At 70.6% G+C, this 13,519-nt stretch carries 13 protein-coding genes; 4 read left to right on the forward strand and 9 right to left on the reverse strand.

Annotated elements, in window-relative coordinates; genetic code table 11:
* The 9 genes from ACWDS7_RS11225 to ACWDS7_RS11265 all read right to left on the reverse strand — a co-directional run.
* On the reverse strand, positions 1-1,261 hold a 1,261-nt coding region (locus tag ACWDS7_RS11225), incomplete at its 3' end, for a nucleotide sugar dehydrogenase (protein ID WP_451929152.1).
* 148 nt (positions 1,262-1,409) lie between these two features.
* Complete coding sequence (locus tag ACWDS7_RS11230; RefSeq protein WP_451929153.1) at positions 1,410-2,552, reverse strand: GNAT family N-acetyltransferase; 1,143 nt, start codon at positions 2,550-2,552, stop codon at positions 1,410-1,412.
* A gap of 125 nt (positions 2,553-2,677) precedes the next feature.
* Positions 2,678-3,601, reverse strand: a complete 924-nt coding sequence (locus ACWDS7_RS11235; RefSeq protein WP_451929154.1) for a glycosyltransferase family 2 protein — start codon at positions 3,599-3,601, stop codon at positions 2,678-2,680.
* A gap of 114 nt (positions 3,602-3,715) precedes the next feature.
* Positions 3,716-4,381, reverse strand: a complete 666-nt coding sequence (locus tag ACWDS7_RS11240; RefSeq protein WP_306860241.1) for a polysaccharide deacetylase family protein — start codon at positions 4,379-4,381, stop codon at positions 3,716-3,718.
* Positions 4,382-4,578: 197 nt separating this feature from the next.
* A complete protein-coding gene (locus ACWDS7_RS11245; protein ID WP_451929155.1) occupies positions 4,579-5,574 on the reverse strand; it encodes an NAD-dependent epimerase/dehydratase family protein in 996 nt (331 codons plus the stop codon).
* 206 nt (positions 5,575-5,780) lie between these two features.
* The gene (locus ACWDS7_RS11250; RefSeq protein WP_451929156.1) at positions 5,781-6,827 is read right to left on the reverse strand and encodes a 2-oxoacid:ferredoxin oxidoreductase subunit beta; all 1,047 of its coding nucleotides are present in this window, start codon (positions 6,825-6,827) and stop codon (positions 5,781-5,783) included.
* Positions 6,820-8,673 (reverse strand): 2-oxoacid:acceptor oxidoreductase subunit alpha, encoded by a 1,854-nt coding sequence (locus ACWDS7_RS11255; protein ID WP_306860234.1) that lies wholly within the window; start codon positions 8,671-8,673, stop codon positions 6,820-6,822. The genes ACWDS7_RS11250 and ACWDS7_RS11255 overlap by 8 nt, the downstream gene beginning before the upstream one ends.
* Before the next feature lie 269 nt (positions 8,674-8,942).
* Positions 8,943-9,032: a putative leader peptide gene (locus tag ACWDS7_RS11260; protein WP_369011196.1), complete on the reverse strand. Its 90-nt coding sequence runs from the start codon at positions 9,030-9,032 to the stop codon at positions 8,943-8,945.
* A 69-nt stretch (positions 9,033-9,101) separates the two neighbouring features.
* Positions 9,102-10,505, reverse strand: a complete 1,404-nt coding sequence (locus ACWDS7_RS11265) for a polysaccharide deacetylase family protein (protein WP_451929157.1) — start codon at positions 10,503-10,505, stop codon at positions 9,102-9,104.
* Positions 10,506-10,789: 284 nt separating this feature from the next.
* On the opposite strand from ACWDS7_RS11265, the gene ACWDS7_RS11270 reads away from it, so the two are divergent.
* From ACWDS7_RS11270 to nuoH, 4 genes are read left to right on the forward strand one after another with little or no spacing between them, the layout of a single operon-like run.
* On the forward strand, positions 10,790-11,161 hold the full coding sequence (locus tag ACWDS7_RS11270; protein ID WP_451929158.1) for an NADH-quinone oxidoreductase subunit A: 372 nt from the start codon (positions 10,790-10,792) through the stop codon (positions 11,159-11,161).
* 43 nt (positions 11,162-11,204) lie between these two features.
* Positions 11,205-11,702 carry an NADH-quinone oxidoreductase subunit B gene (locus ACWDS7_RS11275; protein WP_306860229.1) on the forward strand — a complete coding sequence of 166 codons (498 nt, stop codon included), beginning with the start codon at positions 11,205-11,207 and terminating at the stop codon, positions 11,700-11,702.
* A 20-nt stretch (positions 11,703-11,722) separates the two neighbouring features.
* Complete coding sequence (locus ACWDS7_RS11280) at positions 11,723-12,283, forward strand: NADH-quinone oxidoreductase subunit C (protein ID WP_306860227.1); 561 nt, start codon at positions 11,723-11,725, stop codon at positions 12,281-12,283.
* 56 nt (positions 12,284-12,339) lie between these two features.
* A complete protein-coding gene (gene nuoH, locus ACWDS7_RS11285) occupies positions 12,340-13,293 on the forward strand; it encodes an NADH-quinone oxidoreductase subunit NuoH (RefSeq protein ID WP_451929187.1) in 954 nt (317 codons plus the stop codon).
* Positions 13,294-13,519: the final 226 nt, after the last annotated feature.

Below are 13,519 nucleotides of genomic sequence, written 5' to 3' on the forward strand. Positions count from 1 at the left end.
GGCGGACGAGGTCGATGATCGTACGGTCTCCCGCGCCGTCGAGCGCGCTCAGCACGGCCGGGTCCTTGCAACCGATGACGCACACGTCGGCGTGCGCGAGCACGTCGTCGGCGGAGTTGCTCAGCAGGTCGCCCAGATGCGGCAGCCTGCTCTCGATGTAGTCGCGGTTGGCGCCCATCAGGCGTGACAGCGAGACGTTGGCGTCGTAGATGCGCAGGTCGTATCCCTTGCCCAGGAGGCGTTCGGCCAGCTCGACCAGCGGGCTCTCCCGCAGGTCGTCGGTGCCCGGCTTGAATGACAGCCCGAACAGCCCGACCCGGCGGCTGCCGGCCGCGGTCACCAGCTCGAAGGCGCGCCGCAGGTGGTCCTCGTTGGAGGGCAGGACGTGCGACAGCAGCGGCACCGAGACGTCGGCCCGCCGGGCGGCGTAGACCAGGCCCCTCAGGTCCTTGGGCAGGCAGGAGCCGCCGAAGGCGAAGCCCGGCCGCAGGTAGGCCGGGCTGATGTTGAGCTTGCGGTCGGCGAGGAAGACGTCCATCACCCGGTGCGAGTCGAGCCCGAGCGCCTGGCAGATCGCCCCGATCTCGTTGGCGAAGCTGATCTTCAGGCCGTGGAAGGCGTTGTCGGCGTACTTGGTCATCTCGGCCACCGCCATGGGGACCCGGAAGACCTCTCCCGGCAGACCCTCGTACAGCGCGGCGACCGCGTCACCGCTCGCGGTGTCGAACTCGCCGATGACGGTCTTGGGCGGCTCGAAGAAGTCGCGCACGCTCGTCCCCTCGCGCAGGAACTCCGGGTTGACCGCCACGCCGAAGCCGGTCCCGGCCTGTAGCCCGGACGCCCGCTCCAGGATCGGGATGAGCAGGTCGGCGCAGGTGCCGGGGAGCATGGTGCTGCGGAAGACGATCGTGTGCCGTCCGCTCTTGCCGGCCAGCGCCTGGCCGATCTGCTCGGCCACCCGCTCCAGGTAGGTGGTGGACAGGCTGCCGTTCGGCGCGGACGGCGTGCCCACACAGATCAGCGAGATCTCGGTCTCGCCGATCGCTCCGGCGACGTCGGCGGTGGCGCGCAGCGCGCCGCTCCGCACGACCTCGGCGGTCAGCTCGCCGATCCGCTCCTCGACGACCGGCGCCTGGCCGCGGGCGATGAGGTCGATCTTCGTGGGGTTGACGTCGACACCGATCACCTGGTGTCCGCTGGCCGCGAGACAGGCCGCGGAGACGCAGCCGACGTAGCCGAGCCCGAACACGCTGATTCTCATTGTGCGCTGCCTCCATCGCGTCACTTGCCGGCTGGGTTGCGGGGCAGGAGGCGTTTTCCAAAGCCTTGCCCGGATCACCCGTTAGTCGGATGATTTCCTGCGATCGTTACGATTTCGAGAAGTGACCGCCCCGGAAGAGCGGGCGTGATTACTGACGTAATGTGCGGATTTTTCGCGCGATATGGCGCAAACCAGGGCCGAATGCGGATGATTTCGCTGTGGCGACCATGGAGTCCCGGGCCCGCCGCAGCGTCTGCCGGGCCGAGCTCCGGGTCACCATCCCCTGGCACACCGGTGTCTCGCCCGTCTTGGCGCGCCGTTTGTACTCGTCGTCACCCCGCCCGAGGTCGATCCGCGTGACGCCGAGGGCGGGAGCGGCGCAGACGAGCTCGCGCAGCAGCATCCAGCCGGGGGCGAGCCCGGCGAAAGCCGGGTCGTAGACCGGGAACCACCAGTGCAGCACGTTCTCCGAACGTATTCCGAAATGCGCCGCGACCAGATGGGGGCCGGCATGCAGAGTGGACAGAACGCCCCCGAATGAGGAGTCGCGAGTGTGCAGCAGCCGCGTCAGCAGGTCACGGCGGTCCGGTCCGGCGAAATAGTCCTTGGCGCCGGTGGCGGCGTACTGCGCGCGCTTGAGCTCCACCACCCGGTCCAGGATCTCGGGGTCGACCACGTCGGCCGTGAACCGCACCGTGCCGTGGGTCCGCTCGGCCTTCGCGGCGCGGCGGCGGGCCTGCCCCATGTTGTCCTTGCCGCTGCGTGAGGCCCGGCCCAGATATCCCTCCAGGCCGCCGGAGACGTCCAGGAACGGTGACGGGCGCCGGGACTCCACCCACGGCTCGAAGTCGGCGCAGCTCTCGACCAGATGGTCGAACGCGAAGGCGCGGACCCCGCCGGTGAGCAGGGCCAGCGGGGGGATGGAGGTGCCCGCGGCGAGCACGGGCCCCTGGAAGTCCGCCGCCGGCCAGCCCGCGGGCCTGATCAGCGACCGCTCGCGGTGGTGCGGCAGCAGGGCGCAGACCTCGCCCGCCCCGTCCCGGCCCACGGCGACCCGGACCTCGCGCCCGCTGGCGTGCACGGCCGCGGCGAAGCCGGGGTGGAAGTAGGGGCTGTCCAGCAGCGGGTTGGCCGCCCGCAGCAGATGCCAGGCGTCCAGCTCCTCGGCGGTGAGCGCGTCGAAACCGGCCGTCCGGACCGTCCGGACGGTCCGCGCCGTCGGCGCGGCCGCTTCCGGGCGTGCCGCCCGCCCCGCCCCTGCCGCCCGCGTTCCTGCTTCTGCCGGTTCCACCTGTGTTCCCGGTTCCGCTGGTTCTGTCCGTGCCGTCGAGGGCCGGGCGGGCTCGGGCGCCTCCGGCCCGCCGGGTGCCTGGCTCGCGGGCATGCTCATGGTCGTTCCTCTCGCCGGTCGCCTGGTCAGTCCGCGAGCTTCTGGAGCCGGCGCGACGGCCTGAGCAGCGCCACGATCGACGCCCTTGAGGTGCGGCGCCCCGCGAGCGCGCGCACCCCCTCGCCCAGGGCGACCGCGAAGTAGTAGACGAGCCAGGCCAGGGTGCTCCGCCGCCTGCGGAACAGCTTGACCTTGTTGACGGTGAGCAGCGCGGCGAGAGTGGGGTTGACGCCCGAGTCGCCGCCGATGTGCTCGATCACCGACGCCGGTTCGTACCAGAGCGCCCAGCCCCGGTCGCCGGCCCGCAGCGCATACTCGGTCTCCTCGCTGTAGAGCAGGAAGGACTCGTCCCACGGACCGATCTCCCTGATGAGGTCCGCCGACAGGAACATGGCGGCACCGGTCGCCCATGCCGCGACGCCGGGCCGTTCGTACTCCCGGGGGTCGGTGACCAGCTCGCCGAGGGTGCCGATCCGGCCCGCGAGGTCTCCGCCGATCACCGCCTCCACCAGCGCCCGGCGCACCGTGGGCGTCCTGCGCAGCGAGGGCTGCAGGCTGCCGTCCGGGTTGACCATGCGGGGTACGGCGATGCCGCGCCCCGGCCGGCGCAGGGCCTCGGCGAGCGGGAGGATCGAGCCGGGCCGCAGCCTGCAGTCGGGATTGATCACATAGACCGCGTCGATGTCCTGAAGGTCCAGCGCCGCGACGCCCGCGTTGATCGCCGCCGCGTAGCCGGCGTTCCGGCCGAGCTGGACGATCTGGAGCGGTAGTCCGGTCACCTCACCGGCGATCTTGAGCGTGCTGTCCTTCGAGGCGTTGTCGGCCACGACGACGCCGGCGAGGTGCACGCCCCGTGCCCCCTCGGCCAGGGAGCGCAGACAGCCTTCCAGTACCTCCGCGCTGTTGTAGGTGACGATCACTATGGCGATCCGGGGGGTACCAGGTGTCATATATTCGTCATCGCCGGGGGCGGCGGTGTCGTTACCACGTTCCAAGTCCCGTAGGGGGCGCGGGACGCGTAGGGGTCGCGGGCCGCGAGCCCGGCCGAGGGGGAGGCGGAGGCGTCACCCGCGGGCGCGCTTGAAGGCCCGCGCGGCGACCCGGCGGACGCGGAGCGGCAGCGGCGGAGTGCCGTCCATGACCTGCGGGGCCCAGGTGGCGTCGATGTCGTGGCGCAGGCTGTTGCGCGGCTGGAGCCAGGTGCCGGGCCGGGCGCGGCCCCCGTCGCTGGTGTAGGCGCGGGTCACCTCCGCCCGCCGCAGCCTGCCGAGCACGTGCCGGTCGTAGGAGCCGAACGGGATGGCCACCCTCGACACCCGCCGCCCGGTGAGCTCGGTGAGGAGCCGGTTGGCCTCGGCGATCTCCTCCTCGGCCTGCTCCCCGTCCAGCCGCCGCCAGTCGCGGTGCGCCCAGCCGTGCGAGCCGACCCGCATGCCCGCCGCCACCAGCTCCCGCACCCCGTCGGCGTCCAGCCTGCCCGGCTCGCCGAGGAGCCCGGCCAGCACGAAGAACTCCGCGGTGAGGCCGCGTTCGAGCAGTCGCGGGAGGGCGATCTCCACATCCGAGGCGTTGCCGTCGTCGAAGGTGATGCGGACGTCCTGACGGCCCACCGCCGCGTCGAGGACCTGCTCGAACTGCTCCACGCTGACCCAGGTCGTGTCCTCGCCCGGGTCGAGCTCGCGGCTGGTCGGGCCGATGCCGTGCACCGTGAGGTTGACGACCGAATCCACCAGCGCCCTCGTTTCTGATCCGGCGTCCCGGTTACGGGAGGGCGGCGCGCACGGAGCCAGGCCCTCGGTTGATATCGGATTCCATGGCGTCCCGTTACAGCGTGCCCTCCGCCGGTATGGGCGTGGTGTCTGGTTACCGTGCTCTGGCTACGGCGCTCTGGCTACGGTGCCGCCCCCCCCGCCGCCACGGTGGCGGGCTACGGTGCCGTCCCCGCCGCCGTGGCGGTCCCGTCCCGCCGCAGACGCTCGGCGTACCAGGCCGTGGTCAGCCGGAGGCCCTCCTCCAGCCCGGTGACGGGGCGCCACCGGAGCACCTCGGCGGCGGGGGCGATGTCGGCGATCCGGGCGCTGTCCAGCGGGCGGTCGGAGATCGCGCCGTACCGGGGCCGCGCCGGGCCGCCGATGATCCGGCCCAGCAGCTCCACGGTGTCCCGGATGGACGTCCGCGTGCCGGTGCCGATGTCGAGACTCAGGCCGGCCGCCTCCGGGGTCATGCCCGCGGCGAGGAAGGCGTCGACCACGTCGTCGACGTAGACCCAGTCCAGTTGGCGGGTCCCGCTGCTGAGGCTGGGCGCCTCGCCGCGGAGCAGCGAGAGCGTCACGTAGGGGACCAGCTTCCTGGTGTCGTGCTGGCCCGGTCCGTAGACCATCCCGATGCGCAGGGTCGTCACGGGGACGTCCCAGAGGTGGTGGAACATCCGCGCGTAGCCGCTGGCGGCCCATTTGGCGACCGCGTAGGGCGAGGACGGCGCGGTCTCGCCCTCGGCCGGCCGGGGCTCCTCAAGCGATCCGGCGAGCACCACCCGGGTGCCCGGGCTGCCGGCGACCGCCGTCAGCAGGTTGACCACGCTGGCGAGGTTGCTGTCCAGCATCGGCCGGACGAGCTGCGGGTCCCTGGCGCCGGCGACCTCGCTGGCGAGGTGGAAGACGACGGCGGGACGGGTGGAACGGACGAGGTCCTCGACCGCGCCGGCGTCGCTGACGTCGGCGACGTGCCAGGTCTCGCCGTGGCCGGCCCCCTCCCGGGGGCTGCGGCTGACCGCGTGCACCTGTGCTCCGAGCGAGCTCAGGCGCTCCACCAGGCGGGCTCCGATGAATCCGGTGGCACCGGTCACGAGCACCTGTGAGCCGTACCAGTGGCGGTCCTGCTGTCGCTGGGCATGCGGGTCTTCGAGTGCGGGGACGGTGAGCACGGGCGGGTTCTCCTCGTGTGTCTGACGAGTCGTCTCGGACGCTGTAGCCGGCGTGCTTGACTGGCGGGTCCCTGGTTCCAGGTGGGCCCACGCGTCTCTCATCTTCTCTTGTCCCGCGCGCTACGGCAGCCCATATCCGACTGTCCGGGAGAAAAAGCGACGGGGCCGCTCATCCGAGCGGCCCCATCGTCGTCGTCGCGCCTCCGTCAGCCGATGCGCCAGGTGTCTCCGGACAGCAGCAGGTCGTCCAGGTCGCCCTGGCCGCGCTCGCCGGCGGCCTCCTGGAGCTGCTCGGCCATCAGCTCGTCGTAGGAGGGGCGGTCCACGCTGCGGAAGACGCCGATCGGGACGTGCTCGAAGGCGGGCTCGTCCAGCCGTGACAGCGCGAAGGCCAGGGACGGGTCGGCGCGGTGGGCGTCGTGGACGAGGATCTCGTCCTCGCTCACCTCCGACCTCGGGACGACCTCGATGCCGCCGTCGGCCGCACGCCGCGCGGCCTTGGAGGCCGAGACGATCGGCCGGCCGTGCTCCAGGCGCAGCGTGATGTCGTCACGCAGCTCCGGGTCCTTCAACTGCTCGAAGGCGCCGTCGTTGAAGATGTTGCAGTTCTGGTAGATCTCGACCAGGGAGGTGCCCTGGTGCTCGGCGGCCTCGCGCAGCACCGACTGCAGGTGCTTGCGGTCGGAGTCGATGGTCCGGGCCACGAACGAGGCCTCGGCGCCGATCGCCAGCGAGATCGGGTTGAACGGCTTGTCCAGCGAGCCCATCGGGGTGGACTTCGTGATCTTGCCGATCTCGGAGGTCGGGGAGTACTGACCCTTGGTCAGACCGTAGATCCTGTTGTTGAACAGCAGGATGTTCAGGTTGACGTTGCGGCGGAGCGCGTGGATCAGGTGGTTGCCGCCGATGGACAGCGAGTCGCCGTCACCGGTGATCACCCACACCGACAGGTCGGGACGCGAGGTGGCCAGGCCCGTCGCGATCGCCGGGGCGCGCCCGTGGATCGAGTGGAACCCGTAGGTGTTCATGTAGTAGGGGAAGCGGGAGGAGCAGCCGATGCCCGAGACGAACACCATGTTCTCGCGCTTGAGGCCGAGCTCGGGGACGAAGGACTGGACCGCGGCCAGGATGGCGTAGTCACCGCATCCCGGGCACCAGCGGACCTCCTGGTCGGACTTGAAGTCCTTCATGCCCAGCTTGACGTCGGACTTCGGGACCAGGGACAGGCCCCTGCCGTTTGCAAGATCACTCACTGTCGATCACGTCCTGGATCACGCCGGCCAGCTCCTCGGCCTTGAACGGAAGCCCGCGCACGCGGTTGTAGCTGATGATGTCGACCAGGAACCGCGCACGCAGCAGCAGCGCGAGCTGACCGAGGTTTATCTCGGGGAGCAGCACCTTGTCGTAGGCCCGCAGGACCTCGCCGGTGTTGGCCGGCAGCGGGTTGAGGTGCCGCAGGTGGGCCTGGGCGACCTTGCCGCCGGACTTCCTGATCCGCCGTACGGCCGCCGCGATCGGGCCGTAGGTGGAGCCCCAGCCGATGACCAGCACCCGGGCGTCGCCGTCGGGGTCGTCGACCTCCAGCGGCGGGATGTCCTGGGCGATCCCGTCGATCTTGGCCTGACGGAGCCGGACCATCCGGTCGTGGTTGTTGGGGTCGTAGGAGATGTTGCCGGTGCCGTCGGCCTTCTCGATGCCGCCGATCCGGTGCTCCAGGCCCGCGGTGCCCGGGATGGCCCAGGGACGGGCCAGGGTCTCGGGGTCGCGCTTGAACGGCAGGAAGGTCACGCCGTCCTCGCCGTTGGGCCCGGTGGCGAACTCGGTGGCGATGTCGGGCAGCTCGGCCTTGCTCGGCACCTTCCACGGCTCGGAGCCGTTGGCCAGGTAGCCGTCGGACAGCAGCATGACCGGCGTGCGGTATTTCACCGCGAGGCGGGCCGCCTCGATGGCCGCGTCGAAGCAGTCGGACGGGGTGGCCGGCGCCACGATCGGCAGCGGAGACTCGCCGTTACGGCCGTACATGGCCATGAGGAGGTCGGTCTGCTCGGTCTTGGTGGGCATGCCGGTGCTCGGCCCCGCGCGCTGCACGTCCACCACGATCAGCGGCAGCTCGGTGGTCACCGCCAGGCCGACGGTCTCGGCCTTCAGCGCCACACCGGGCCCGGAGGTCGTGGTGACGCCCAGCGCCCCGCCGAAGGAGGCGCCGAGGGCCGCACCGACGCCCGCGATCTCGTCCTCGGCCTGGAAGGTGCGGATGCCGAACCGCTTGTGCTTGGACAGCTCGTGCAGGATGTCGCTGGCCGGGGTGATCGGGTAGGACCCGAGGAACAGCGGCAGCCTCGACTGGACGGAGGCGGCGATCAGGCCGTAGGCGAGCGCCTGGTTGCCGGAGATGTTGCGGTAGACGCCGGGGGCGAGCTTGGCCGGCTTGACCTCGTAGGAGACCGAGAAGGACTCGGTGGTCTCACCGTAGTTCCAGCCCGCCTGGAAGGCCGCGATGTTGGCCTTGGCGATGTCGGGCTTCTTGGCGAACTTGGTCTCCAGGAACTGGATCGTCGCCTCGGTCGGCCGGTGGTAGAGCCAGCTCAGCAGGCCGAGGGCGAACATGTTCTTGGAGCGCTCGGCGTCCTTCTTGGACAGCTCGAAGCCTTCGAGCGCCTTGACGGTCAGCGAGGTCAGCGGCACCGGGTGGACGCGCCACTCGGCGAGCGTGTCGTCCTCCAGGGGACTGCCGTCGTAGCCCACCTTCTGGAGGTTGCGCTTGGTGAACTCGTCGGTGTTGGCGATGATGTCGGCCCCCCGCGGCAGGTCGCCGAGGTTGGCCTTCAGGGCGGCGGGGTTCATCGCGACCAGCACGTTGGGGGCGTCCCCCGGCGTGAGGATGTCATGGTCGGCGAAGTGCAGCTGGAAGCTCGACACGCCCGGCAGGGTCCCTGCGGGGGCGCGGATCTCGGCCGGGAAGTTGGGCAGGGTCGACAGGTCGTTGCCGAACTCCGCCGTTCCCGCCGTGAAGCGATCACCGGTCAGCTGCATTCCATCACCGGAGTCTCCGGCAAACCGGATGATCACGCGGTCGAGTTGCTGAACCTGCTTGGTCACAGCTCAGACCTCCTCGACGCGGCGACGCGCCGTTGCTGGTTGCTTGTCATTTCCATGCTAGATCCCTCAGGGTGACGCATCGTCTTCCGCGTTGCTAGATCCTTTGGATGCAGACGAGTGCGATCTTTAGTGCTCCGTCTGGTGTCTTCCGCGTTTCGCCCAAGGGGGGTATGGCGCGCGTCATACAGCCTCGGCTGCCATCGATCAGGAGCTGGGACGCCGCGTCGCCGGAACTGCCCGGACGGACGGGTGGGTGGCCTGCGTGGAGGTCACGATCGCGAGCGGTTGGCCCGACACAGCCCGGCCGCGAGCCGGCACAGGTCCACGTGCAGGCGGCCGAAGAGGACAGTTGGCGTCACGATGCCTAACTATATGTCCCGGCCGGAGGCCGTCCTCATCGCCTCCGGCTATGTGCTCATAGCCGCAGGTTATGGCACTGCCTGCTTCTCCAGCGCGCGGGCGAGGCTGCCCGTCCTGCCCGGACCGCCGCCGGACGCGGCCGAGTCGTAGGTCCCGCCCGGCTGCATCCCGCGCGGGCCGTACAGCTCGGGGACCGTGACAAAGGTGTAGCCCTTCTCCTTCAGTCGCCGCAAGATCTGGGGGGTGGCGTCCACGGTCGCGCCGTGGACGTCGTGCATGAGGACGATCGCTCCGGGCCTGGCCCGGGAGACGGCCCGGTCGGCGATGGCCCTGGGGTCGGGGTCGCCCCGGTCCTCGGTGTCGACGCTCCACCGCACGACCGACAGACCCATCCTGCGCGCCACCGCGGCGACCTGGATGTTGCTCGCGCCGTACGGCGGGCGCATCAGTGTCGGGACCTGCCAGATCGCCTGGGTTATCGCGTACTGGGTGCGGTTGAGCTGGTCGGCGACCTTGCTGCCGGGCAGGGACGTCAGGTCGCGGTGGGACCAGGTGTGGTTGGCCACCAGATGCCCCTCCTGCCGCATCCGCCGCAGCAGTTCGGGGCGGGCGGAGGCGTTGGAGCCGACGCTGAAGAAGGTCGCCCTGGCGCCTTCGCGGGCGAGGGCGTCCAGCAGCCGTCCGGTGTGGGGCCCCGGCCCGTCGTCATAGGTCAGCGCTATGCATTTGGCCTTCGCACAGTCCACCTCGCCCGCCTTGGAGCTCCGCGCCGGGGGCTTGGTCGTGCTCGCCGCCTCGACGAACTCCTCCGACCCCGGCGGCGGCGGCGTCTGCGCGGCCCTGGCCGCCCGCTGCGCCCGCATCCCCGTCGCCGACAGCAGCGGCTCCGCCTCGGAGGCCGGGACGGCGACCGCCACCCGGCCCATGGACCCGCCGGCCACCTGGGAGTCGTCGAACTCCACGACGAGGTCGCCGCGTGGGTTGAAGCCGAGGGAGTCGAACTGCCGCGGGTCCGGCTTGATCGTGTGCGGGTTCACGCGCGGCCCCTGGACGGCCAGCCGCTCCCTGACGAGCCGGGCCAGCTCGGCCAGCGCGGCGTCGTCCCTCAGCAGGGCGGCGGAGTCCAGGGCGCGACTGTCCACCCGGTCGTACCAGACGGTGGTGCGGGCCTCGGACCAGCCGTTCCCGAGGGATTCGCCGATGCGCAGCCGTACGCCGAGCACCTGGTCGGAGGCGGCGGCGAGCTGCCAGTCCACGTTGAACTCCGGATGGGGGAGGGCGTGGTTCATGGAGGTGTCCCTGGTGAACCGGTCGAGCTGCTCGGTGACCGTCCGGCGGAGCTTCTCGGTGAGGCGGGGGGCGCCGTCGACCGAGGGGTAGGCGACGTGCACGCGCCGGTCGCCGGAGTCACTTCCGCTCAGGTTCCGGATGCTCAGGCCGTGGACCGCCGAGGGGTCCACGTAGTTGATCATCGTGGGTTCAGAGGGAAGGGGGTGTTCCGCGCTGGGGGAGGTGGCGGCCGTGCCACATCCGGCTACCGTTGCGGCAATTAGCGCGATTCCTCCGGCGAATCGCAATTTAGGCATGCCTGACACAGTAAACGCGATATGTGCACTTTTGCCGATCTTTGGGGTTAATCGGGAAGAGGTTTTGGCCGGATCCGGTTTGGCCGCTCCACCAGGTGACGTGGACGGTGGACACTGCTATAGCTGGGGGGAGAGGGCTCCGTCCGGCGGGGTCCCCGTGAGGAGGATCCATGGGCGGATACTTCGGCTCCTACGGGGTCGTCCTCGCGCTGCTGACGATCGGAGCGGTGATCGTCGCCGGGGCGCTGACGGTCAACCGGCTGCTCCGCCCCCACCGCCCGACCCCCGAGAAGCTGCTGACCTACGAGTGCGGCGTCGACCCGGTCGGCGCCGACTGGGCCCAGTCCCAGGTCCGTTACTACGTCTTCACCTACCTCTACGTGGTCTTCGCCGTGGACGCGGTCTTCCTCTTCCCCTGGGCGACGGTCTTCGCCGCCCCCGGCTTCGGGATGACCACCCTGGTGGAGATGTTCGTCTTCCTGGGCTTCATCGCGCTCGGGATCCTCTACGCCTGGCGTAAGCGTGTGCTCGCCTGGACCTGAGCCGGGCGGGCGCGACCATCGGCACTGAAGGAGAATGGGTGTCATGGCGGATCTTCCGATGCCCACGGTGGGGCCGGCCTCCCGGCTGGCTCCCAAGCCCATGCGCTTCGTCCTCAACTGGGGGCGGCGCTACTCGTTGTGGGCGTTCAACTTCGGCCTGGCCTGCTGCGCGATCGAGTTCATCGCGACCTCGATGAGCAGGCACGACTTCATCAGGTTCGGGGTGATCCCGTTCGCCAACGGTCCCCGGCAGGCCGACCTGATGATCGTCTCGGGCACGGTGACCGACAAGATGGCCCCGGCGGTCAAGCGGCTGTACGAACAGATGCCCGACCCCAAATACGTGATCTCCTTCGGCGCCTGCTCCAACTCCGGCGGCCCCTACTGGGACTCCTACTGCGTGACCAAGGGCGTCGACCAGATCATCCCGGTGGACGTCTACGTCCCCGGCTGCCCGCCCCGGCCCGAGGCGCTGCTCCACGGCATCATGATGCTCCAGGAGAAGATCGCCGCGGAGAACCTGAGTGACCGGTATGTCTGATCCCGCGAGGAGCCGAGCAGATGAGCAGCGGTGAGGGGCGGCCCGGTGTCGCCGCGGTCCAGGAGCGGTACGGCACGCGCGCGCAGGTGTCGGAGTCGTTCGGCGAGATCACGGTGGACGTCCAGGCGGGTGACTGGACCGGCCTGCTGGAGTCCGTCCGGGCCGAGGGCTACGAGTTCTTCGACTGGCTGACCGCCGTGGACGACCCGCCGGACGGGTTCTTCGTCGTCGCCCACGTGTTCGCCCCCGCGTCGCGCGGGCACCTGCTGCTGCGCACCCGGGTCCCCCGCGCCGACCCCCGGCTGCCCAGCGCGGTCGGTGTCTTCCGGGGCGCCGACTGGCACGAGCGCGAGACCTTCGAGATGTTCGGAGTGATCTTCGAGGGGCATCCGAACCTGGTCCCGCTGCTGCTGCCCGACGGCTTCGAGGGCTTCCCGCTGCGCAAGGACTTCGTGCTGGCCGCCCGGGTCGCCAAGGCGTGGCCGGGGGCCAAGGAGCCCGGTGAGTCCGACCATGGCTCGCCGAGCCGCCGCAAGACCCTCCCGCCCGGCGTGCCCGCCGACTGGGGGCGTGATGGCTGAGATGTCCGACGCTTGGGAGGCGTGATGGCCGGGGTGCTCGACGCTTGGGGGGCGTGATGGCCGGGGTGCTCGACGCCGCCGTCCGGCTGGTGGGGATCGTCGTGGCCTTCCTCGTGCTGCCGCTGATCGCCGGGCAGGCCGAGCACAAGGTCATGGCGCACATGCAGGCGCGCCTCGGCCCGATGTACGCCGGGGGCTTCCACGGCTGGGCCCAGCTCATCGCCGACGGGATCAAGTTCACCCAGAAGGAGGACGTGATCCCGGCCGCCGCCGACCGCCGGGTCTTCGCCCTGGCGCCCGCGGTGGCGCTGATCCCCTACCTCGTGGTGATGGTCGTCATCCCGATCGGCCCGGGCCTGGTCGGGGTCGACCTGGACGCGGGCCTGTTCTTCGTCCTGGCCGTGATGGGGATCGGCGTGCTCGGCTCGATCATGGCCGGCTGGTCGTCGGGGAACAAATACTCGGTCCTGGGCGGGATACGCTCGGCGGCCCAGCTCATGTCCTACGAGCTGCCGCTGGTCCTGGCGGCCTCCAGCGTCGCCATGGCCGCCGGAACGCTCTCCCTGCCGGGCATCGTGGAGTCCTGGCAGTGGTGGTGGCTGCCCTGGCAGGCGATCGGCGGCGTGATCTTCTTCGTCGCCGGGCTCGCCGAGCTGCGCCGCCCGCCGTTCGACATGCCGATCGCGGACTCCGAGATCATCATGGGTCCGATGACCGAATACGCGGGGATCAGGTTCGCCCTGTTCATGCTGGCCGAATACGCCGGGATCATCGTGATCTCCGCGCTCACCGCCGTGCTGTTCCTGGGCGGCTGGCACGGGCCCCTCCTGCCCGGACCCGTGTGGATGCTCATCAAGGTCTCGGCCCTGGTGTTCGTGGTGATCTGGGTCCGGGTGAGCTTCCCCCGGCTCCGCGAGGACCAGCTCCAGAAGCTCGCCTGGGTCGGCCTGGTGCCGCTGGCGCTGGTCCAGCTCGCGCTGACGGGGGTCGTCAAAGTCCTCGCGGGCTGATCCGGGAAAGTCCCTCACGGGCTGATCCGGGAAAGCCCCTCACGGGCTGGTCCGAGCCTGTCCGAGGTCTCCGGGAGCCGCCCGCGGCCCCGGCGGGCGTGGCGGGTCGCGCTCCACCCCGCCCCGCCGTACATGATGGACCGACGCGGGAAACGCGCACGCCGGGCACGTTCGAAGCGCGTACGCCGGGCAAGGAGGAGTGCCCGTAGGTGACATCACAGGCCAA

It is taken from the genome of Streptosporangium sp. NPDC003464, from assembly GCF_053588315.1.